General features: G+C 74.1%; 13 protein-coding genes. 6 read left to right on the top strand and 7 right to left on the bottom strand.

Annotation, left to right across the window (positions count from 1 at the left end):
• Positions 1-29: 29 nt before the first annotated feature.
• Complete coding sequence (locus tag ACQUFX_RS12525; RefSeq protein ID WP_428966192.1) at positions 30-620, top strand: TetR/AcrR family transcriptional regulator; 591 nt, start codon at positions 30-32, stop codon at positions 618-620.
• Between the two features lie 135 nt (positions 621-755).
• On the opposite strand, the gene ACQUFX_RS12520 is transcribed toward ACQUFX_RS12525, so the two are convergent.
• A complete protein-coding gene (locus ACQUFX_RS12520) occupies positions 756-1,982 on the bottom strand; it encodes a trypsin-like serine peptidase (RefSeq protein ID WP_428966191.1) in 1,227 nt (408 codons plus the stop codon).
• A gap of 217 nt (positions 1,983-2,199) precedes the next feature.
• Here ACQUFX_RS12520 and ACQUFX_RS12515 point away from each other — a divergent pair, with 217 nt between their 5' ends.
• Both ACQUFX_RS12515 and ACQUFX_RS12510 read left to right on the top strand, forming a co-directional pair.
• Positions 2,200-2,763, top strand: coding sequence for a hypothetical protein (locus ACQUFX_RS12515; protein ID WP_428966937.1), 564 nt, complete (start codon positions 2,200-2,202; stop codon positions 2,761-2,763).
• A 176-nt stretch (positions 2,764-2,939) separates the two neighbouring features.
• On the top strand, positions 2,940-3,326 hold the full coding sequence (locus ACQUFX_RS12510) for a VOC family protein (protein WP_428966190.1): 387 nt from the start codon (positions 2,940-2,942) through the stop codon (positions 3,324-3,326).
• Between the two features lie 149 nt (positions 3,327-3,475).
• Here the strand turns inward: ACQUFX_RS12510 and ACQUFX_RS12505 are convergent, their stop codons facing one another.
• The 6 genes from ACQUFX_RS12505 to ACQUFX_RS12480 form a co-directional block, all read right to left on the bottom strand.
• Positions 3,476-3,658: a hypothetical protein gene (locus ACQUFX_RS12505; RefSeq protein ID WP_428966189.1), complete on the bottom strand. Its 183-nt coding sequence runs from the start codon at positions 3,656-3,658 to the stop codon at positions 3,476-3,478.
• An 11-nt stretch (positions 3,659-3,669) separates the two neighbouring features.
• Positions 3,670-6,564: a CHAT domain-containing protein gene (locus ACQUFX_RS12500; RefSeq protein WP_428966188.1), complete on the bottom strand. Its 2,895-nt coding sequence runs from the start codon at positions 6,562-6,564 to the stop codon at positions 3,670-3,672.
• 136 nt (positions 6,565-6,700) lie between these two features.
• Positions 6,701-7,732 (bottom strand): hypothetical protein, encoded by a 1,032-nt coding sequence (locus ACQUFX_RS12495; RefSeq protein ID WP_428966187.1) that lies wholly within the window; start codon positions 7,730-7,732, stop codon positions 6,701-6,703.
• Between the two features lie 159 nt (positions 7,733-7,891).
• Positions 7,892-8,122: a hypothetical protein gene (locus ACQUFX_RS12490; protein ID WP_428966186.1), complete on the bottom strand. Its 231-nt coding sequence runs from the start codon at positions 8,120-8,122 to the stop codon at positions 7,892-7,894.
• Between the two features lie 37 nt (positions 8,123-8,159).
• Positions 8,160-10,679, bottom strand: a complete 2,520-nt coding sequence (locus tag ACQUFX_RS12485) for a caspase family protein (protein WP_428966185.1) — start codon at positions 10,677-10,679, stop codon at positions 8,160-8,162.
• Between the two features lie 35 nt (positions 10,680-10,714).
• A complete protein-coding gene (locus ACQUFX_RS12480; RefSeq protein WP_428966184.1) occupies positions 10,715-13,615 on the bottom strand; it encodes a helix-turn-helix transcriptional regulator in 2,901 nt (966 codons plus the stop codon).
• A 238-nt stretch (positions 13,616-13,853) separates the two neighbouring features.
• On the opposite strand from ACQUFX_RS12480, the gene ACQUFX_RS12475 reads away from it, so the two are divergent.
• The 3 genes from ACQUFX_RS12475 to ACQUFX_RS12465 all read left to right on the top strand — a co-directional run bounded on the left by ACQUFX_RS12475 (position 13,854) and on the right by ACQUFX_RS12465 (position 20,609).
• Positions 13,854-14,045 (top strand): hypothetical protein, encoded by a 192-nt coding sequence (locus ACQUFX_RS12475; protein ID WP_428966183.1) that lies wholly within the window; start codon positions 13,854-13,856, stop codon positions 14,043-14,045.
• A 132-nt stretch (positions 14,046-14,177) separates the two neighbouring features.
• Positions 14,178-17,090 carry a CHAT domain-containing protein gene (locus tag ACQUFX_RS12470; protein WP_428966182.1) on the top strand — a complete coding sequence of 971 codons (2,913 nt, stop codon included), beginning with the start codon at positions 14,178-14,180 and terminating at the stop codon, positions 17,088-17,090.
• 48 nt (positions 17,091-17,138) lie between these two features.
• Positions 17,139-20,609, top strand: a complete 3,471-nt coding sequence (locus ACQUFX_RS12465) for a CHAT domain-containing protein (RefSeq protein ID WP_428966181.1) — start codon at positions 17,139-17,141, stop codon at positions 20,607-20,609.
• The last annotated feature ends 40 nt before the right edge of the window (positions 20,610-20,649 follow it).

Here is a 20,649-nt window from a genome sequence, read left to right as displayed (position 1 = left end):
GGGTATACCGATCAGTGAAGGAGGGTCTCGTGCCGGGGGCGCAGGTCATGACACCGGCGGGCCGGCGGATCCTGGCGGCCGCCGAGGAGCTGTTCTACCACCGGGGGATCACCGCCGTCGGCGTGGATCTCATCGCGGAGCACTCGGGTGTCACCAAACGGACCCTGTACAACCAGTTCGGTGCGAAGGACCACCTCGTGGCGGCCTATCTCGCCGAACGCGACCAGCGGTGGCGGTCGCTCGTGCGGGCCACCGTCGACGCGTGCGACGATCCCGTCGAGGCGGTCACCGCGCCGTTCGACGCGCTGGCGATCTGGGGTGGGGCCAACACCCGCGGGTGCGCGTTCATCAACGCCCTGGCCGAGCTGCCCGACCCGTCCCATCCCGCACACCGCATCGCCGCCGACCAGAAGCACTGGCTGCGGACCCTGTTCGAGGAACTCGCCACCGTGGCGGGCTGCGCGGAACCCGCCACCCTCGCCGTGTGGCTCCTCGTGCTGCACGAGGGCGCGCTCGCCACGCAACCACTCACCCTCGACACGCTGTCCGCCGGCACCGACCTGGCCCGGGACCTCGTTCGGGCACGCCTCCCGGCCGGCGGGACGGACGGACCGCGGTAGGCCGGTGTGCCACCGGCTGGCCGGGGCCGGTACCGCAGGCCCCGTCGAGGGGGCGCGGCCCGGCGCGGTGTCGACCCGGTCGACGGATCCGGGTCGGGTGGGCGCCCCGGAGGAGCCCACCCGACCCGACGGCGGTCAGCCGTTGTCGATCAGGCTGGCGATCTCGTTGTAGATGAGATGGGCCTTCGCCCCCTGGTTCGACGGGCAGCCGCCGAGGTGGTGCAGGGCGATCACCCGGTGGCTGCTGTTGAGCACCGGCGAGCCGGAGTTGCCGCCGGAGGTGTCACAGCTGTAGCTGATGTTCCAGGTGTTGTAGTTGGCGTTGCGGACGGTGCACCGCGCGCCGTTCTGGCTGTCCTCGAAGATGGACAGACGCTTCGGGCTGCCGTCACCGTGGCCGGGGATGTACATCTGGGTGCCGGTGGTGGTGGCGGTCGTCGCCAGGTACAGCGTGCCGAACCCCTGGATGGCGGCGAAGTTGTTCACCGAGAACAGCGCGTAGTCGAGCTGGCTGGAGCCGCCGGCGCTGACCGCGTAGAGGGTGGCCCCGCTCACCTTGGTGCCGGCGCCCGGGTTGGACCCGCCGCAGGTGGCGCACTGGTAGTTGAACTGCATCTCGCTGCCGCTGACCGCGGCCTGGGTCGAGAAGCAGTGCTTGTTGGTCAGCATCCGGTTGGTGTTGCCGACCCGCCAGGTGGTGCACATCCCGCCGCCGCTGATCAGCAGCCGCGCCACGGCGGTGCTGCGGGCGTACTCGGTGGGGTGGCTGCTCTGGTAGCAGGCCACGTCGCGGCGGGCGTCGGTGCTGCAGACGGACTGGGTGGAGAAGTTGTGCTGGGCGATCTCCGCCCGGTCGTAGCCGCGCCAGAACTTGTCGACGGTCACGGCGCTGCCGCGTCCGGTACGGCTGTGCACGGTCACCACCGCGGTGTCGCCGGTGACCGACATCGCCCAGAAGCCCGGCTGCCCGTCGGTGGTGTAGTCCGAGCCGGTGGACCGGTCGAGGTTCCGGTCGTACCGGTAGCTCTCGCGGCCGTCCGGGCTGGCCACGGTGAGGTGGTCGCCGGGGGCCAGGCGCAGCGAGCTGACGTGCACCTTGATGTACGTGGCGCCGGGGTGCCGGACGACCTGGGTCCGGCCGGTGCGGACGGTGGACGCGGTGGCGGCGACGGTGCGCAGCTCGCCGACGGTGGTCACGCCCTCTGCCGCGAACTGCTGCGATTCGGGGGCCCGCTCGGAGCGCGGCGTGAGCGGGGCGTCCGGTTGTGCCGCGGCGGCGGGTACCGACAGCAGGCTCAGCCCGAGTGCGCAGGCGCCGAGCGTGACCGCAGCCGACCGGAGGCGTTGCAGGGCATGTCTCATCGTCGTTCCTCCCAGGAACCAGCACCTTAACGAGCCTTAAGACTTCTTACTCGATGAGATCAATACATGCAAGACTATCTATTTAATGTGATGACGACGGCGCGACCGGGTCGAGGCCGGCCCAGAGGCGCCCACGGTGCCGGCCGAGGGGTGACGGTCGGCCCGTGACAGGACCCGCCCGCCGACGTACCGTTCATCGTGCACCCGCGTGTTCGAGATGGAGAGCGCGATGGCGGCCACGCCCGGCGGAACCCTGCTGCGACGGTGGCCTGTGGCCCTGGGGGCGCTGGTCGCGGTCGGTACCGTGCTCCTGCTCCAGCACGGCGGCCAGGCCGCCTCCGTCGTGGCGGCGTCCGGGTTCGTCTACCTCGCCGCGGCGGCGACCGGACGCCCCGCCGCCGCGTGGGCGGCGTTCGGTGTCACCTTCGTCCTCGTCGGCCTCGGCCTCGCGCCCACCGGATTCGACCCCGTGCCGTGGATCTGCGCGGCGGCGCTCGGCCTCGCCGTCGTCGGGGCCGCCCGGGCGGGCCTGCGGCCGGCGTGGTCCCTGCCGTCGCAGGCGGCGGCGATGCTCGTCCTCGGGGCGGCGGCGCTCCTCGCCGTACGGGCCGACCACGTCACGGGCGGCGTCGTCGTCAGTGTCGCCCTGTTCGCGCACGCGGCATGGGACGTGTGGCATCACCGCACCGGGCGCGTCGTCCCGCGCACCCTCGCGGAGTTCTGTGGCGTCCTGGACGTGCTGCTCGGGGTGGGCGTCCTCGTGGTCACCCTCACGGGGTGACCGCGAGCGCCGCGAGCACCGTGTCGCGGAGGAGCCGCGTGGCGTCGTCCGCCGTCACGTCGCCGTGGTGCGCCGCGCCGGACGCCCCGTGCGGCACCGCCCGGACGGTCGCGAGCTGCCACCCGACTCGTGAACAATGGCGTACGCCTCGATTCCCACCCGCGGAAGGAGCGATCATGCCCGGTGCGCCGGCGGCGCAGGACCTGTTCGCAGGCATCCCGGTCGCACACTTCGACCGGTCGCTGGCCTGGTACCGGCTGTTCTTCGGCGTCGAGCCGAGCTTCTACCCCCACGACGTCGAAGCCGTGTGGGCGGTGGGCGAGCACAGCTACGTCTACATCGAGCACGTGCCCGACCGGGCGGGCCGGTCGATGTTGATGATCATGGCGGCGGACCTCGACACCACGGTCGCCGGGCTCACCCGGCGCGGCCTCGAACCCCACCGGATCGAGAACTACGAGGGGGGCATGCGCAAAATCGTCTACGTGGACCCGGACGGCAACGAGATCTCGTACGGCGGCGTGTCGAGATCCGCGCCCGGCCCGTCGAACGCGGCGACCTGACGCGCGCGCCGGTCGACGCTCCCCGCAGCCGCCCCCTGCCGAACCGGCTCTTCGCCGTGGTCGCGGCGGCCGCGAACGAGGCCGCCCCCGGTCTCCGGTCGCCCGGCGGGGCGGCGCGTGGCCCGTCCGTCCCCGAGTGGCCCCGGTAGTCAGCGGTCATGGTGCGGCGGGTCCGGAGGGCGGTGGTGGTGGTCCTCCTGCATCCGTCTGATCCGGCGGAGCCGCCGGGCCAACTCGGCGCTCATCTCGTCCGGGTCGGCGCCGACCGAGATCCGGGCTGAGACCGCCCCGCGAAGTTCCTGGAGCAGCAGTTCTAGGGGATTCCCGGACATGTCGTCCTCCGTCAGCGGCCGTGATACACCAGTGCGGCCCACAGGGCCGGCCTGGTCAGGTCGGTCGTCGCGACGGTGTTCAGGTGGGCGCTGGTCAGGAACGGCGGCAGGACCCGGTCGGGGTCGAGCATCCACCGCTGTACCGCGGTGACCGCCGCGGCGGGTGGCAGCCGACGGCCGACGAGCTGCAGGTGGACCATGAACAACGCGAGCGCGGCGAACGGCGCGGGCACCGCCCACTGCCAGCCGACGACTCCCGTGAAGCCGGCGTCGAGGAGGGCGGGCACGGAGTTCTCCGCGAGAACCACCAGGCCGCTGGCGCTGCGGATGGTCGCCGCGTCGAGCGTGTCGTCGCCGGCCAGCTGAAGCTCCGTGCCCCGCAGCCCGCACCCCAGGTGCACCAGGGAGGCTCCGGGCAGGCGGGTGAGCAGGTCGGCTGTGGTGCCGGGGGCGTCCACCGGCTCCAGGGCACGGCCGAGGCAGACCGACCGGGGATAGAACAGCCGCCGCACGGCCGTCACCTCGGCCATGTCCGGGTCCCGGTCGCCGCGCGGGTTGACCACGAAGAGGGGCTCGGCGTCCACGGGCCGGAAGGACCGCGCGGCCAGGGGGACCACCTGACCCCCGGACGACACGTGCGAGACGACGACGTCCTGGGCCAGGTAGCGGCCGTCACCGGTCCGTACCGCGGCCAGCGCCAACCGGGTCAGGTCGCCGGTCGCGGCCACGACGATGTGCTCCGACGCCCACCGGCGCAGGATCGCCGGCCACCCGGGGTCGTCCGAGGTCAGCGGGTCGGTCACCGGGAGGTTGGCGAGCACGTCGAGCCGGTCGGTGGCGGAGTCCAGGCAGAGCACCCCGGTGGTCCGTCCCGCGTCGTCGGTGGGGTGCAGGTAGAGCAGGGCGGCGGCGCCGATCTCCCGGAGTCCGGCGGCGACCGCCGCCGGGCCCGGCGGCTCCACGGGCGGTGCCGCCTGCGGCGTGACTCCGACGAGGACCGACAGCAGGTCCAGGGCGAGCGGGTCGGCCGAGGGTGGCTCGGGGGTGGCTGCGGCGATCTCCAGGGCGGTGAAGGCCTCCGTGCCTCGTCCCTCGGCGAGCATCCAGGTCGCGAACCGGGCCGCGTCGCGCTGGTCCGGGGCCGGGCCGCGCAACGCGGTCAGGCCGGCGTCCCGACTCAGCTCGTCGTCTCCGGTCGCGCCGCGTGCTCGGTACGCCTCGGCGAGCCGCCACCACGTGCGGGTGCGGAGGCCGCCGTCGTCAAGCGCGCGAGTCGCCTCGGACAGCAGCGTGACCGCGGCACCGAGGTCGCGTCCCAGCCGCAGGTGAATCGCGCCGAGGACTGCGCGGAGCCGTGGCGAGTTCCGTCGCGGGGCGGCGTCGAGCGCCGTCTGCAGGGCCGTCCTGTCGTCGCGGAGCAGGGCGTCGAGCAGGTCGGCGAGACCGCCGAGGGCCGGGCCGGGGGTGATCGGCCCGCCGACGCGTACCGCCGCTGCCAGCCGGGCGTGGTCGACCGCCGTGGAGAGCGTGCGCCGCAGGGGATGCTCGGCTGGCACCGCGGCGACGGCGGCGGCGAAGGCGTCAGGGTCCGTGGTGCTGCCGGCCCGAAGCGCAGCCACCGTACGACACAGCTCGGCGAGCGCCGTCACCGTGGGCGGCCGGGCGGTGATCTCTTCGGCGTACCCGGAGAGGCGGTCGGCGATCTGGGTGATCGACCCGGACAGCGGCCGGGAGTCGTCGAGCAGACCGCCGATCGCCTCGACGACCACGGCCGCGGCCGGATGGTCCGGCGGGACGAGTGCCGTGGCGGTCGACAGGTGTTGCGCGGCGGCGCGCCGGTCGCCGCCGGTCGCGTCCTCGTCGGCTGGTTCCCATCCGCTGAGGTGGTGTCTCTCCCGCAGACACAGCCCGACTGCCAACAGCAGCCGGTCGAGGCCCGACTCCACCGGATCGTCGTCCCCGTCGGCGTCGACCGCGTCGGCCGCTGCCTCGACGAACGCGTCCAGGTCGTCGGCGGCCCGCTGCGGAGGCCCCGCCAGCAGCAGCGCGTGGGCCTGTTCCCAGGCGGGCAGGTGGTGGTCGGCGACCAGCGCCGCGAGCCGGTCCCGTGCGGTCCGGCGTGCCGAGTCCGGCTCGGCGGGCACGGTGGTGGCGGGTGGGAGTCGCTGTGGCGGCACCGTCGGCGAATGGTGCGCCTCGCCGGGTACGACGCTGACCGGACCGTCGGACGGGTCTTCCGGGATCCACGGAGTCGACGGCACCCCGTCCCGCCGCAGCCGTAGCAGCATCGACACCGTTGCCGTGATCTTGCTGATGTCGACGGCGGCGAGGTCGCCGCTGAGCAGTGGCCGGGTCGACTCCGCGACGGCGAGCAGGGTGCGGGCCAGGGTGGCGGCCTCGGCGCTGGGTGGCGGCCCGTCGAGGGCCGAGCGGAACAGCCGAATCGCCTCGTCCATGTCGTCGCGCGCGTCGTGCGGTACCCCGGTGGGGAAACCGCCGCGCGCCCCGGCCGCCCGGGCGAAGAGCAACTGACCGAGCGCCAGCCGCGCCATCGTGGCCTGCCTCGGGGGGAGTTCGGCGACCGTGAGCGCCTCCCCGAGCACGACGATGGCGGTCTCCCGGTCCTCCGGTCCGCCCTCGTGTGTGGCGTGCCGCGCCGTCAGAAGCCAGCCGAGCTGGGCGGCCGCCTCCCCCCGCGCCGGATCGCCGGGCTCCGACAGCCGGTACGCCTCGTCCCACACCTCGATCGCGGCGGACAGGTCGGCGAAGGCGGTGGGTCGGCCCGGCCCGGTCCGCCCGGAGCACCTGGCCAGCAGCTCCTGCCCGAGCCGCATCAGCTTCGGCACCCGCGCCGGTCCGTTCAGCCGGGAGAGCTCGTCCCACAGAATCCTGATGTTCTCGTCCACGGCAACGGCACCCTTCTGAGCTCCGGTCGGCGGCCGCTCCCGGCACGGACTGGATGAGGGCGACAGCCCTGCACCGGCTGACGGTTGTCCGACGTGTCCGGTCGCGTCGTGATCGCTGGCCCCCATCTCCCGCCTCCTACCCTTCTGACGGACGATCCCGGCGACGCAGGAGCTCGACCACGGTCGCGGTGATGCGGCTCAGCCGATCAGGGTCCCCGATCAGGGTGACGACCTGGTCCGGGCCGGCCGGGTCGCCGCCGGGGCAGCGGTCGAGATCGTGTGAGGCCGGGAGCGCGCCGAAGACCACGCCCAGGACGTCGGCGACCACGGCGTGGACGTCCTCGCCGGTGTCCGTTCGGCGCTCGATCAGGGCGATGGCCTGGGTGGCCAGTTCCAGGAGCAGGGCGTCGTCCTTCTCGTGCCGTTCGACCAGGGCGAGGGGCTGCGGCTCGGCGTATCCGCCGGACGAACTGGGGGAGGGGAGGTGGACCGGCGCCTGCTTCCGGCCGAGCGGCTGCTCCACGTTCTTGTCGTACCAGGTGGGCCGTCGCCGCATCGTGGCCAGGACGACCTCGATCTCGGTGGCCACCACCGACTCCCCGGCGGTGTAGTCGCGGCTCGCCAGGGCCCGCCGCTCGGTCCAGGCGGTCAGCGGCCACAGCGAGGTGCCGGCCGTCGCCTCGGTGCCGACCCAGTCGAGAATCGACGTGGCCAGTTCGATCAGCCACGCGTCCCGACCCAGGGCCTCGGCCAGCCAGTTCGGCACCCGGGGCCGCTGCGGGGCGCCGCGCCGGCCCCGGCGGCGGCGGTGACCGTCCACGGTCGCCCGGCGCATCCGCATCGTGAGCCAGCCTTCGAGGTTGTCGATCGGCAGGTCGGCGTGCGCGAACAGGTCGTCGAGAACGGCGTCGACGTCGTTGTGGAAGTGGTCGAGGCAGTCGGGGGCGAGCCGTTGCATCCCGACGGCGCAGACCCGGTGACCGCGCTTGCGCTCGACCGGTCGGGTGATGCGGTGGAAGACCAGCGGCCAGGCGATCTCGAAGGCGGCGGCACGCAGCCGCCGCCGCTCGGCGAGGGACGCCGCCGGGAAGTGCTGGGCGAGCCGGCCCTGGCGGGCCAGCTCGCGGACGACGTCCACCACGACGGGCTGCTTCTCGGTACTGGTCACGGCACACTCCTCCGCACCTCGACGGTTGCATCGATGGTCGTGGGCAGGGAGTGGCCGGACGAGATCCGCCGGCGGAGATACCGGGAAATACGTACGAGGGCGTGCTGGGTACGTACACGGGCCGGGTCCCACGACGGAACCCGGCCCGGTGTCGTCCGGTCAGGACATCTCGCTGGGCTCGCCGCGTGGCCCCTGGTCGAGGTCGAGCACCACGCTCGCGGCGACCGCGCCGTTGAGGAACACGGTGACCGCGCGGCCGGCGGCGTCGTACAGGTGCAGCTCGACCGACGTACGGTTGGTCATCGCGTCCCGGACGAGGCCGACCACACTGTCCGCGTCGCGGTCGGCGATGAACCACTCGACCTGTCCGATGATGAGCTTCTTGGTCATGCTCGTGATCCCTTCACTGGTAGTGGTGTGCGGAAGGTCAGGCCACCTCGTCGACCGAGAACGTGAACGAGAAGTCCTGTGGGTGCCGCTCGTGGCGGCCGACTCCGAACTGCTCCTGGGCCAGCAGTGAGGTGCGGTACAGCCCGATGCTCGGTCCCGCCACGCCGGTGAGCAGTTCGTACGCCGTGTTCACCAGGACCGCACCGGCGCCCACCAAGGCGACCGCGACGGCGGCGTGCGGGGCGGTCAGCGCCAGCCCGGCCACCTGGGCTCCGGCGGCCTGCACCGCCGGGCTGGTGAGCTTCTCCTCGAGGAGCGCGCTCAGCGCGAGGCTGCCGGTGGCGTCCCGGGAGACCCAGACGGCCAGGTCGAGGAAGTCCACGGCCGGCCCGTGGTAGATCAGCACGTTGTCGAGGGGCAACCGCTCGCCGTCGTGCACCCTGCTGAACCGCATGGTCTCCGCGCGGTAGACCGGTTGGTGGTCCGACCCGCCGGTGAGCACGACCGCGTCGACCCGGATGTCGGCGCTGCCCAGCGCGCGGTTGCGGTGCACGACCAGGTCGGCGATGCGGACCGCGACCGTGGCGGGCGTCGCGCCGCCCGGCGACAGCAGCCGGACCGACTGCGCCGGCCGGTCGTCGAGCAGGAACGTCGCCCGCTCGCCGGCCGGCGGGGGAGTCGGGCTCACCGTGAAGTCGATCGGCCGGACGGCGTAGCGGACCCGCGTGGTGGGGGCGTCGCCGACGTCGCGGCTCGCCCCGGTGGCGATCTGCGCGAGGAGACGCGCCAGCCCTGACCCGGTGCCGAGCCGGTGGCCGACGTCGCGGACGCCCTGCTGGTGCAGCACCGAGACGTCGACCGGCCCGTCGCTGACCAGCGCGAGGACCGTCTCGGGCCGCGGCACGCCGGTGTCGACGCCGTCGGGCCAGGCCACCTCGACCCCGGTCAGCCGCTGCCGGTCCTCGTTCCAGCCGTAGGTGTGGTGCTCGCCGGGAGCGAGCCGGATGCCGCCCGGGTCGGAATGGGTGAGCAGCGCCACCCGGGAGGAGATGCCGATGTCGATCAGCGACACGAAGACCGGCCGGTCGCCCCCGTTGCTCATCCGGATGTAGATCCGCTCGTCGGGGTACGCGAAGAGCAGTCCTCCGGAGAGCGGAAGCGGCTCCTCCCGGCCGTCGCGCACCCGACCCCACTCGATCTTCGCCGCGTGCAGCAGGGACCGGTCCGGGCCGCCGGCCAGCCGCCGCAGCGCGGTGGCCTGGGCGATCCGCTGCAGGTTGGCGACGACCGAGCTGATGCCCGCCGACGTCGCCGGGTACGGCGCGTGCAGTGGCCCGACCTCGTCCCGCACGCCCACCCGTCCCTGCTCGTCCACGGTGACCGTGACGGCCGCGTGCGTGTCCGGGGCGGCCGGCCGGAGCATGGGGCGCAGGGCGATGGCGTGGGCCAGTTCCGCGCTCACCGGGTGGTCTGTCGGCAGGCGCACCGGCATCGCGGGGGCCGCCGCGCGGGTGCGATGCGCGCGGGCGTCGGCGGGCAGGGCCTGTCCGGCGACGGCGAGCCGTAGCCGCGCGACCGCCGCCGTGGGCAGGAGGTGCCGGACGGTGGCGGTGCCGAGGGCCGGACCGTCCTGCGGCCCGGTGGCGTCGCCGGGCATGATCGCGAACTCGTCGCCCACCTCGACGTCGAGCAGCGGCGCGCCGAGCAGGCGGACCCGGTCCGGGCCGTCGGCCGCGACCGGCAGCGTGTCCAGCGGGTCCACCTCGGTCGTCTCGAACGGCTGACGCCCGGCCGGACCCTCCACCTCGGGCCGTTGCGTGGGGGCGAACGTCTGCACGTGCCGGCGGACGGTGTCCAGCAGCGTGGACCAGGTGACCCGCAGCCCGTCCGCCTCGCGCAGCGCCCGGGACAGCGCGTCGGTGAGCAGGCCCATCTGGACGCCGTTGCGGTTGGTGCCCTCCCAGGCCGACTCGGACGGCGCGCAGGCGACCACCCGGACCGCCCGGGGGTTGCCGACCAGGGGGCGCCGGTCGATCGGCAATCCGCTGGCGACAAGGGCCCGGACGTGCCGTTCGACGCTGGCGTAGGTCGGCCGCCAGCGCCCCGGCGCCGGACGGAGCAGCGCCTTCACCCGTCGGTCGTGGTGCCGGGACATGTGCGCGGCGTGGCAGCAGTCGAAGACGACGGTGACGTTCGGGGCGAGGTCGGTCAGCCGGGCGAGCAGGACGGACAGCTCGGCGTCGGTGAGGCCGCGGAAGTCGTCGTCGCCGGAGTCGGCGTAGTCGTCCGGCACGATGAACTGCAGGTCCTGCCCGTCCGGTGCCTGCAGGCGACCGCCGTGGCCGCTGTAGTAGATGACGTACGCGTCGTCCGGGTCCGCGTCGGCGATGAGCTTCTCGTACGCGTCGAGGATCCCCGCCCGGGTCGCGTTCGGCGTCACCAGCCTCCGCACGGCGAAGCCGCGTGGCGTCAGGGCCTGTGCCATCGCCTCGACGTCGTTGAACACGCCGCTCAGGCCATTGGTCTGCGCGCCGATCAGAAGGGCCGTTCGCTTCATGCCCATCCCTGACGGACGAGCGTGTCCGTGGTCAGTCAGTCGAACAGGCCTCCGCGGCGGGCCAGGGCGACCGCCTCGACGGCGCTGTGCACCCGCAGCTTCGCGTACACCCGCCCCAGTTGGGTCTCCACGGTTCGCTGCGCCACGCCCCGTGCGTTCGCGATCCGGGTGGTGTCGTTCCCCTCGTACAGCAGCCGCAGGGTGTCGTACTCGGCGAGGGTCAGGTTGTGGGGCCGCTGCGCGGGCAGCGGGCGTTCGGCCAGGCTCAGGCCGAGTTTCGAGGCGAGGGCCGCGACCCGGTCCCGCAGCGGCCCGGCGCCGAGCGTCTTCGCCGCCAGATACGCGTCGCGGGCGGGTTCCTTGGCTCCGGCCCGGTCGCCGACGGCGGCCATCGCGGCGGCCTGCCGCCAGCGGGCGTACGCGGTCGGGTACGGCCGGTCGAGTTCGGCCCAGCCGAGGGCGACCCGCTTCCAGGCCTGTGCGGTGTCCTCGCCGCGGATGCGTTGCCGTTCCGCCGCGCACAGCTCGACGAGTTGTTGGATCTCCGCCGTGGACGACTGTTGCCGGGCATGCCAGGCCAGCCGGGCGAGCTGGTCACCGGTGGCGGCGGCGCCCTTCGGATCGGTGGCCGCCCGGTCGGCCGCGCAGCGCATGCCCACCGCGCACAGCCGTAGCAGCTCCAGGGTGTTCTCCGCGCCGCGGACCGCCACCACGCCCCGACTCACCTCGTCGGCGGCACGGGCCAGGTCGCCCTCGCCGAGGGCCAACTCGGCCCGGATCGCGTGCAGCGGCCCGAGGAACCGGGGGTCTGCGCCGTGCTCCACGTTCTCGATCGACGCGAGCAGGTTGTGCGCCTGCGAGAAGGCGCCCCGCCCCACCTTGATCTCGGCGAGCGTGAGGCGCGGGTAGAGGCTCTCCGCCGGGGGCCGGTCCAGCGTCACCTCGGTGATGATCCGTTCGGCGTCTTCCCACTCGCCGAGCAGCACGAGCGCGGCGCTGGCGTTGTTGGCCAGGATGGTGCCCTGCCGGCTGCCGGCCAGGTCGAGCCGGCGCGCCTCGTCCAGCCCTTCCTTCGTCACCTCGGCGGACTCGCGCAGCCGTCCGGTGTGCTCCAGGACCAGGCCCAGGTTGCCGTACGCCCGGAAGAGGTCCTCGATGTGGTTGACCGACCGGGCGATCTCGATGGACCGGCGGAGCCGGGCCTCGCCCTCGGGGTCGCCCAGCATGCCGAGCGCGAGGCCGGAGATGTTCAGCGCCCGGCCCTTCTCGGCGTCCGCCTCGACCTCGGTCGCCATGGTCAGCGCCGCGTCGGCGGTCCGCCGGCCCTCCTGGTAGTGGCCGGACTGCAGGTGGGCGAGCGCGACCCCGGCCAGGGCCCGCGCCTTCACCGCCGACGGCGGGCTGTCGGCCAGCATCGTCGCGGCCTGGTGGAACACCTCGCCGGACTCGGCCCGCCTGCCGGCTTCCCAGAGGTAGGTGGCACGCCGCTCGTGCAGCTCGCCGAGCCGGCCCGGGTCACCGCTGTGGTCGGGAGCGTCGATCGCCTGCTGGACGAGGTCCAGGGCCTTGTCGATGTGCCCGGACCAGCGGGCGGCCTCGGCCGCCTCGGCGAGCAGTTGCGGTCGGGTCACGCCGGCTCGGGCGTCCGGGTCCTCGACCTGTTGCCAGAGGTGCAGCGCCCGGTCGAACTGCGTCTGCGCCGACGGGAACGCCAGGGTGCGCGCCGCGGTCTGGCCGGCCTGGACGGCGTACGTGAGCGCCTGCGGCCAACTGCCCGCCTGGTACCAGTGGCTGGCCTGCTCGGCCGTGGCCGAGCCCTCGGTCAGGCACAACCGGGAGTCGGCGGCCAGCACCGTGGCCATGGCGATGTGCAGGTCGACCCGGGTGTCCCGGACCGTCTCGTGGTACACCGCCTCGCGCAGTAACGCATGCCGGAACCGGTACACGTCCTCCTCGTGGCCGGCGACGAGCATCTGCCGGTCGAAGCACTCCTGTAGTGCGTCGCGCAGCGTCTCGGCGGGCAGCCCGCTGACCGTGCGCAGGAGCCGCCGGCTCATCGCGCGGCCGGCCACCGCGGCCACCCGCAGCACCCGCAGCGCGTCCTCGCTCAGGTCACCGAGCCTGGCGAGCATCACGGACCGGAGGTCGGGTGGCAGCTCGACGTCCTCCTCCCGGCCCTCCAGCGCGCCCGCGGCCATCAGTTGCTCGGCATAGAACGGGATCCCGTCGGACCACCGCAGGCAGCGGTCGGCGAGCCTGGGGTCGACCCGGTCGGTGCCGCCGCCGGCAAGGAACTCCCGCATCTCCTGGTAGGTGAAGGCCGGAAGCTCGAAACGTTCGGTGCGGCGCAGGAACGTGGTGCCGGCGAACATCTGCCACAGCGGTTCGCCCCGGGGAGGGTTGGCGCGGTAGCTGCCGACGAGCAGCAGCCGGCGGCCCTCCGGCCGGGCCTGGCCCAGGTGGCGCACCAGGTCGAGCGTGGACGGGTCGGCCCAGTGCAGATCCTCCACGATCAGCACGACCGGGGCGTTCGCCCCGATGTCGTCGAGCATCCGGCGCACGGCCAGGAGGACCTGGTGGGGCGCGCTCATCGAGTCGCTGCCGATGTCGAAGAAGGCCGTCAACTTCCCGTACGCCGGGCCGCCGAGTTCGGCGGCACGCGCCTCGCCGTGCTCCCGGCCGAACGTCTCCAGCGCCTCGAGCAGCGGCCCGTACGGCATCGGGTCGCCGAAGTGCTCCTCACACGCGCCGGACAGCACGTGGGCGCCGTCCTTGCGCGCCTGGAGTGCGAACTCGCTCAGCAGCCGGCTCTTGCCGACGCCGGGCTCGCCCCCGACCAGCACCGTCCGGGCCCTACCCTGCCGGACCTCGGTCAGGCGTCGCCTCAGCAGGTTCAGCTCGTTCTCGCGGCCGACGAACACCGAATCCTCAGGCACGTGCACCACCCTCACCTCGGGCATGTCGATTGTGCCCTATGTCGACCACGCTCAGTGGTCGGGCGAGATTCCCGTCGCACTCGCCCGCGTCGCGCGGCACCCGCCCGGGACGGGGTGTCGGAGGATGTGCCCGGGGGTGAGCAGCAGTGCGAGCGTGTCGCTCCGGACCGGCTGCCGACCGGCCGGTTCGCAGGCATGCTGGCGGCATCTCGATCTCGACGGCGGGCAGGAGGAGAGCATGGGTGACGAATCGACCTCGGACGGGCTGCGCGAGTACCTCGCGTCGGAACTACGCGCGGCGGGAACGGCGGCCGTTCGCGCCGGGGCCGACCCGGACGCGGTGACGGCCGATCTCCAGGAGCGGCTGCGCCGGGTCAACCGCATGCTGGCGGCGCTCGACACACCTGCCGAGCCCGATCCGGCCGAGTGACCGGCCCGCCCGGCCGGGCGCCCCGTACGGCCTCCTGACCGCCGCGCTGTCGACCCGGACCCGAGCGGTCCGTCAGTACCGGACAGGGGTGGCCGCAGGTGCGGCCCGGGTACGGGTGAAGGGACGGGTCAGGTGACAGGCGTACCCGATTCCGACGATCCGGCGGTGGTCGAGGTCCTGGTCCGCTGCGATCGCACGGTCCGGCGACTGCTCGACGGCGCGGGCGACGACACCGACCTCGACTCGGCGATCGCGGACCTGCTCGGCCTGCCGGACGGCCCGCAGCGGAGTGCGCTGGCCGGCGCTGCGGTGATCGTGATGATCCTCCGGACCGGCCTGGGGACCGCACCGCGGCACGCGCGGCACCTCGACGCCCTGCTGGAGATCGCCGACCGTCACCCGCCGTCGTGGCCCGAGTGGCCCCAGGCCAAGACGGCGGCGCGGGTCCTGGCGTGGGGTGTCCCCTTCAAGACCACGCTTGAGACCGTCGACGAGGCTCCGCTACCTGATCTGAACCGTGTGCTTGCCGGACTGGCCAAGCTGGACGACGTGCCCCTTCCACCGGATGTCATCGCCAAGATCGGACCGGCACTCCAGTTCGTGCGCGCCTCCGGAGCCTCCGTCAACGATCTCCTGCACGACGACGAGGCTGCGGTGCGCCGACTGCCCGCCGACCTCGAGCGGATCCGCAAGCTGGCCGGTGACGCCGACCCCGGCGGGGAGTTCGGCCCGGCGATCGAGGTGATGGGCAGATGGCCCGACCTTCTGCTGCCGGACCGGCGGGGCGATCTACCTGACGCGGCGACGACCGCCCTCGACCTGCTGCGGGACTCGCTCGACGCGGTGCCGCCGCATCGCCGCACGGGTGCCCTCCCTCGACTTGTGGAGTACGTCGAGAGGACGATGACACGGCTGCGAACGTACCTCAGTGTCGGTGCCCAGGACGGCCCGGGTGCCGCGCCCACCAGCGACGAGGTGGCCGCCCTGAAGGCGCTCGCCGAACGGCCCGACCTCAGTCCTGCGGAGCGGGCGTCCACCTATCATGCGCTGGGCAGAGCCGAGCTGTGGCGGGGGCCCCACGAGACCGACGTGGACCGGATCGACCGGGCGATCGGGTACTTCCGGCAGGCGCTGGCCCTGCCCGCCGCCGAGCCCGTCTCGAACGCCGGAAGTTGGTCCGGCGACCCGGAACGACTGCTCGGCCTGCAGGCCCTCGCCGTCACCCTGGGCCTGCGGGCGACAGTGACCGGTCACCGCGACAGCCTCGTGGAGGCCGAACGGCTGCTCACCGAGGCCCGCGATCTGGCCGGCGGTCCGGAGAGCGCCTTCTGGTGGGGGGTCAACGAGCACCTTTCGCTCTTTCGGAGCGTGCTCGGCGAGTGGTCCAGCGCCGGGAGGGCCGGGCTGGACGGCCTGCGCCGCTACGCGTGGAAGGTGCTGCTCCAGTCGGACACGGCGGCGGCGACGGCGGCTGCCCGCCATGCCGCGTCCGACGCCACGCGGATCGCGCGCAGATGCCTGACGGCGGGCGATCCGGCCGGTGCCATCCAGGCGCTGGACGCCGGCCGTGCCCTGGTGTTGTTCGCCGCGACCGAGTTCCGCGACGTCGCGACCCGGCTCGACGCCAGGGGCCGCAGCGACCTCGCCGACCGGTGGCGGGCGGCGACCGCCGTGGACGGACCGGACACCGTGCCGGTCCAACTACGACGCGAGGCGTTGTCGGCGTTGTCCGGGCCGGCGGACCGGGATGTCGACGCGGCGGCCGGGCCGCTCGATCCGCCCAGCCTGCACGAGATCCGGGCCGCTCTGGCGGCGCTGGACGCCGACGCGCTGGTCTACCTGGTGCCGGCGACATCCACCGGCACCGGTTACGCGGTGATCGCGCCGGTGCAGGGACCACCGGGCTTCATGGGGTTGCCCGGCCTCGCGCTCGACGGTGACGTGGACGCCGAGCGCTACCTGAGTGCCCTGTCCCACCGGGACGCCGTGCTGCTCCACGATGTCGAGCCCGTGCCCGAGGCGGGCGTCGCGGGGGCTGTCGACCACTGCCGGGAGCTGGTGATGGAGAAGGCGGAGTCGCGGCTCGTCGACAGTCTCGACGCGCTCTGTGGCTGGGCCTGGCGAGCGGCGATCGGTCCGCTGCTGGAGTACCTCGCCCGCCGTCCGGGGTCCGGCTCCGGGCGTCCGCCGAGGGTGGTGCTCGTCCCGATGGGTGGCCTGTCCCGCATTCCGTGGCAGGCGGCCCGACGACCTGACGGCACGTACGCGGTGCAGCTCGCCGCGTTCTCCCAGGCCGCGTCCGCCCGGATGCTCTGCGAGTCGGCCGCCCGCGCGCCGGTGCCGCTCGCGCCGGTCGGACTGGTGGTCGGCGACCCCGACACCGCCGGCAGGGGCGCGGAACTGGCCGCCGCGCGGGTCGAGGCGTACGCCGTCCACCAGTCGTTCTACCCCGGTGCCCGGTACGTCGGGCGGCGGCCGGACGGGCTGCCGAGCCGGTCCGGCGCCGGCACCGCGGCGCAGGTCCGGGAGTGGCTGACCAGTGCCCGACCCGGGGCGGGCGCGATGCTGCACCTCGCCTGTCACGGTGTCATCGAGGTCGACTCGGCGGACGCGACGTCGTATCTGCTGCTGGCCGACCGGGAGCGGCTGACCGCGGAGGAGCTGATCGGGGTCCTGGCCGAGGCGCCGGAGCGCCAGGTCGGTCTGGTGGTGCTCGCCGCGTGTCACACCGGCGTCTCCAGCCGCGGATACGACGAGGCGTACAGCCTCGGCACCGCCTTCCTGGCCGGTGGGGTGCGGTCGGTGCTCTCCACGCAGTGGAGCGTGCCGGACCGGGCCACGTCGTTGTTGATGTTCATGTTCCACCACTTTCTGATGACCGAACGCCGGCCGGCCTGGGACGCGTTGCGCCGGGCGCAGTTGTGGATGCTCGACCCGGGCCGGCGGCCACCCGAGGGGATGCCGCGACCGTTGCGCCGGCAGCTACACCAGACCGACCCCGCCGAGATCGTGGCGTGGGCCGGGTTCGTCCACTGGGGCCGGTGAACCGACCCACGGGCCCACCAGCCGTGGCTGACAAGAGAAGGAGACTGCGTGACACCGAGTCAGGACAAGGTCGCCGTGCTGCGGGCGACCCTCGCCGGCCTCTCCGGGCCGGCCCGCATGCCCAGTCTCCTCGCGCTGACCGCGGCGCTGTTCGAACGGGCCGGGCGGAGCGGGCTGGGAAATCCGACCGGGACCGCCGACCTCGACGCCGCGATCGTGGCCATCGAGGAGGCGTACGGACACCTCGGTCCGGACGACCAGCTCCGAGGACTGGTGGCCAACAAGGCCGGCATGCTGCTCGGATCGCGGTTCCTGCTGGTACCGGGCCGGGACGACCAGGACCGGGTGAGAGCGGTGAGCTTCCTGGAGGAGTCGCTCGGCTCTGCCCATCTGCCCCCCGAACCCGAGGCCGTCGGATGCCTCATGCTCAGCCAGCTTCACCTGATCCGGGTGGGACAGGGCCTGGATTCGGTCGACATGTCCACGGCGTTGCGGGGCGGCGGCGTCGCTCCCGAGTACCTGGTGGAGGCCGATCGCGCCGTCGCCCGCGCGAAGCAGCTCGCCGAGGCGCCCGTCGTCACCGCCGACCTGTCCAACATTGCCCGGTTCGTCCTCAAGGCTGCCGAGATGGCTCGGGACCAGATCCAGGCGATGAACGGTGGCGTGGGCGGGCTGGACCAGGGCCTGTTGCGGCGACTGTCCACCGCGATCCAGGAGTACGAGGCGCAGCCGGTCGACGGGATGGCCGGCTTCCCCGGCGGCGGTGGTGGCCCGCCCGTGCCGCCGCAGCAGCTACTCGACCTGGCCATGGCCGCCACGTTCGGCGAGTCGCCGCTGGACCAACCGGCGGTGGTCAAGCACGGGCCGGAGCCGGCCGCGCCGCCCCGCGCGTCGGCACCGCCTCCGGCGGCTGTCCCGGTCGACGTCGAACGGCTGCGGGCCGCACTCGCGGCGCAGTTCGCGCAGATGGCCGCAGCGACACGGGACAGCGCGCCACCGGCGGCGGAGCCGGCCGAGGCGTACCGGGCGGCGGCCGCCCTGCTGCGTCCGGACGGTCCACCGCTGCCGGTCGACGCGGTCGACGAGTGCGTCGCGCTGGCCACCGCCGTCGTCCACGAGTTGGAGGCCACCGACCCGGCCGGCGCCGGGGTGGACCGGTTCCTGCTCGCCGTCGCGCTGTTCTGCCGCGCCCACGACGCCGGGGCCGACGGCAGCGGCTGGCCGGACGGCGGCGGCTGGCCGGACGGGGACGGTGGGTGGGACATTGCCGGCGACGGCGGGGACGACGGCGACCGCGACGACCTCACGGCAGGACTGGACAGCCTGCTGCGGGCGGCCGAGACGCTCCCACCCGAGCATCCGGCCGCGATCGAGGTGTTCGCCGCGCTGGGCGCGTTCCTCGACGACCGGCAACCGCTGCGGGGGTTGACCGACCGCGCCGCCCTCGGTTTCGCCGACCGGGCCGACGCCGCCGTCGCGGTCCGGGCCGGGCGGACCGGCGGCGCCGGGACACCCGACGTGGAACCCGGTCCCGCGATCGGGACCGCCGATCTTGCGGTGGTCCGCGCGGTGAGCGCCGTGTGCCGGGCCGCCGTGGCTGTCCGCACCGGCTCGTTCGACGGTGCGGCCGCACTGGCGGACGTGGTCGCGGCGGTGCCCGACGGGTACCCGTGGCACTTCCGGTTGCGGGCGGCGGCCGGCGTCGTCGCCGTTGCCGGGGCCCTGGCTGCGCGGGATCCGATCGCCCTGCGGGCCGCCGGTGCGCGGATCGACGAGGCGGTCTCGGACGCCCCGCCCCGGTACGCCCGCACCGGCGGGGCCCGCGTGCTGGGCCGGCTGGCGGCGGTCCTCGGGGCGCTCGGTGGCGACACACCGGCACTGCGGGCCGCCGCCCACGGCCTGGCCGAGGTGCTCGATGCCGGGGCGGTGGGTCCCGCCGAGGCGATCAGGACGCACGCCCTCCTCGGCGGTCTACGGCTGGTACTCGACGCCGACGCCGACGCCGACGCCGGCGACCCGGTGACCTCGGCGATCGAGTCACTGACCCGGGCGACGACGCACCTCACCGACGACCGTGACGCCGTGCTGCGCGCCGGTTCGTGGTGGCGCCTGGCCGAGGCGTACCGGCGGCGGGGCACCGGGACGGATCTGGAACGGTCCCGCCTCGCGGCCCTGCGCGCGCTGCGCGGCCCGGTCCGGGAGGCCACCGGCGCGCTGCGGTTCGCCGGGTGGATGCTCGACGGCGGCGGGGCGCTCGAGGCGTTCGAGGCACTGGAGGCCGCGGCCCTGGCGGAAGGCGCTCCGTCCGACCCGCTGCCGTGGGACGTGGCAACCGTGCTGCTCGGTCCCGACGCCCCGGCGGGTACGCCGACGAGTGCACCCCGGAAGCCACCCACGGTCAGCGAGGTGGCCGCCGCCCTGCGCACGGTCGGAGCCGCCGCCCTGGTGTACCTGCACCCGGTGCCGGGCCGCCCGCACCGGATGGGCGTCCTGCTGGTGGACGCGGCGACCGAGCGGCTGAGCCTGCTCGGCACGGTCGACGCACCCGACGTCACGGGGGTGGAACCGCCGGTCGACTGGGCGGAGGAGGTCTCCGCCACGCTCGTCGACCCGCTCCTGGCCCTGCCCGCCGCCCCCGGATCCGTACGCCGTCGGGTGCTGGTGGCCGCGACCGGTGCGCAGGGGCGGCTGCCCCTGCCGGCGGTCCGCACCGGCAGTGGGTACGCCGCCGGTGACCTGGTCGTGTCCTGGGTGGGTTCGGGACGTCAGGTGGTGGAACTGGCGCGGCGGGTGCCGTTGCCGGTCACCGACGACGTGGTCTTCGTCGCCAACCCGAGGGGCGACCGGGACGGGGCGTCAGTCGAGACGATGACGCTGCGCCGGATCTTCCATCCCCGGTCGACCGGCCTCGGTCGTACCGTCGAACAGGCGCACGGTGCCGGCACACCCGCCGACGTGCTCGCCCACCTGCCCGGCCCGGCCGGTCCCGGTGCGAGCCTGCTGCACCTCGGCTGCGCGCTGCGCACCGCCGGGGCGCCTGGGCTGGAGTTGGCTGACCCCGCCCCGGCTGCCCCTGGCGCGGCCGGTGCCGGTCGGACGGACCCGGCGGAAGCCGACGATCCGGCCGTGCTCGACATCGCGCGGATCAGAGACCGGGCCGGCGACGTGTCGGGGCAGCAGTCGGGCGGCCTGGCGATCCTGCCGGCAGACGTCGGGGGACAGCACGACGGCTGGGTGTCGCTCGCCGACGCGCTGCTGGACGCCGGCCTGACCGGGGTGATCGGCTGGCTCTGGCCGGTGCCGGAGCCGGTCGCCGCGCTGATGATCTTCGTCCTGCACGGCAAACTGGCCGACGAGGGACTGCCACCGGCGACGGCGGTGCACGAGGTGCACCGGTGGATGCTCGACCCGGACCGGGTCGAGCCGCCGTACCTCCCCGCCGGACCGGCAGCGGCTCTGCACGGCACCGATCTGACCGACCCGCGCCACTGGGCTGCCCTGTGCCACCGGGGTAGATGACGACGGCCGTCGCCGACGCGGATGACCGCGCCCGTCCGTC

The sequence above is a fragment of the Micromonospora fluostatini genome (assembly GCF_050410825.1).
Taxonomy (GTDB): Bacteria; Actinomycetota; Actinomycetes; order Mycobacteriales; family Micromonosporaceae; genus Micromonospora; species Micromonospora rosaria.
The sequence above is the reverse complement of the archived record's forward strand: the minus strand, read 5'-3'. Positions and strand labels throughout refer to the sequence as shown.

Excerpts from the sequence above, each read along its gene's own strand:
- ACQUFX_RS12520 (WP_428966191.1), bottom strand. The coding sequence starts at position 1,982 with ATGAGACATGCCCTGCAACGCCTCCGGTCGGCTGCGGTCACGCTCGGC.
- ACQUFX_RS12515 (WP_428966937.1), top strand. The coding sequence starts at position 2,200 with ATGGAGAGCGCGATGGCGGCCACGCCCGGCGGAACCCTGCTGCGACGG.
- ACQUFX_RS12510 (WP_428966190.1), top strand. The coding sequence starts at position 2,940 with ATGCCCGGTGCGCCGGCGGCGCAGGACCTGTTCGCAGGCATCCCGGTC.
- ACQUFX_RS12505 (WP_428966189.1), bottom strand. The coding sequence starts at position 3,658 with ATGTCCGGGAATCCCCTAGAACTGCTGCTCCAGGAACTTCGCGGGGCG.
- ACQUFX_RS12490 (WP_428966186.1), bottom strand. The coding sequence starts at position 8,122 with ATGACCAAGAAGCTCATCATCGGACAGGTCGAGTGGTTCATCGCCGAC.
- ACQUFX_RS12485 (WP_428966185.1), bottom strand. The coding sequence starts at position 10,679 with ATGAAGCGAACGGCCCTTCTGATCGGCGCGCAGACCAATGGCCTGAGC.
- ACQUFX_RS12475 (WP_428966183.1), top strand. The coding sequence starts at position 13,854 with ATGGGTGACGAATCGACCTCGGACGGGCTGCGCGAGTACCTCGCGTCG.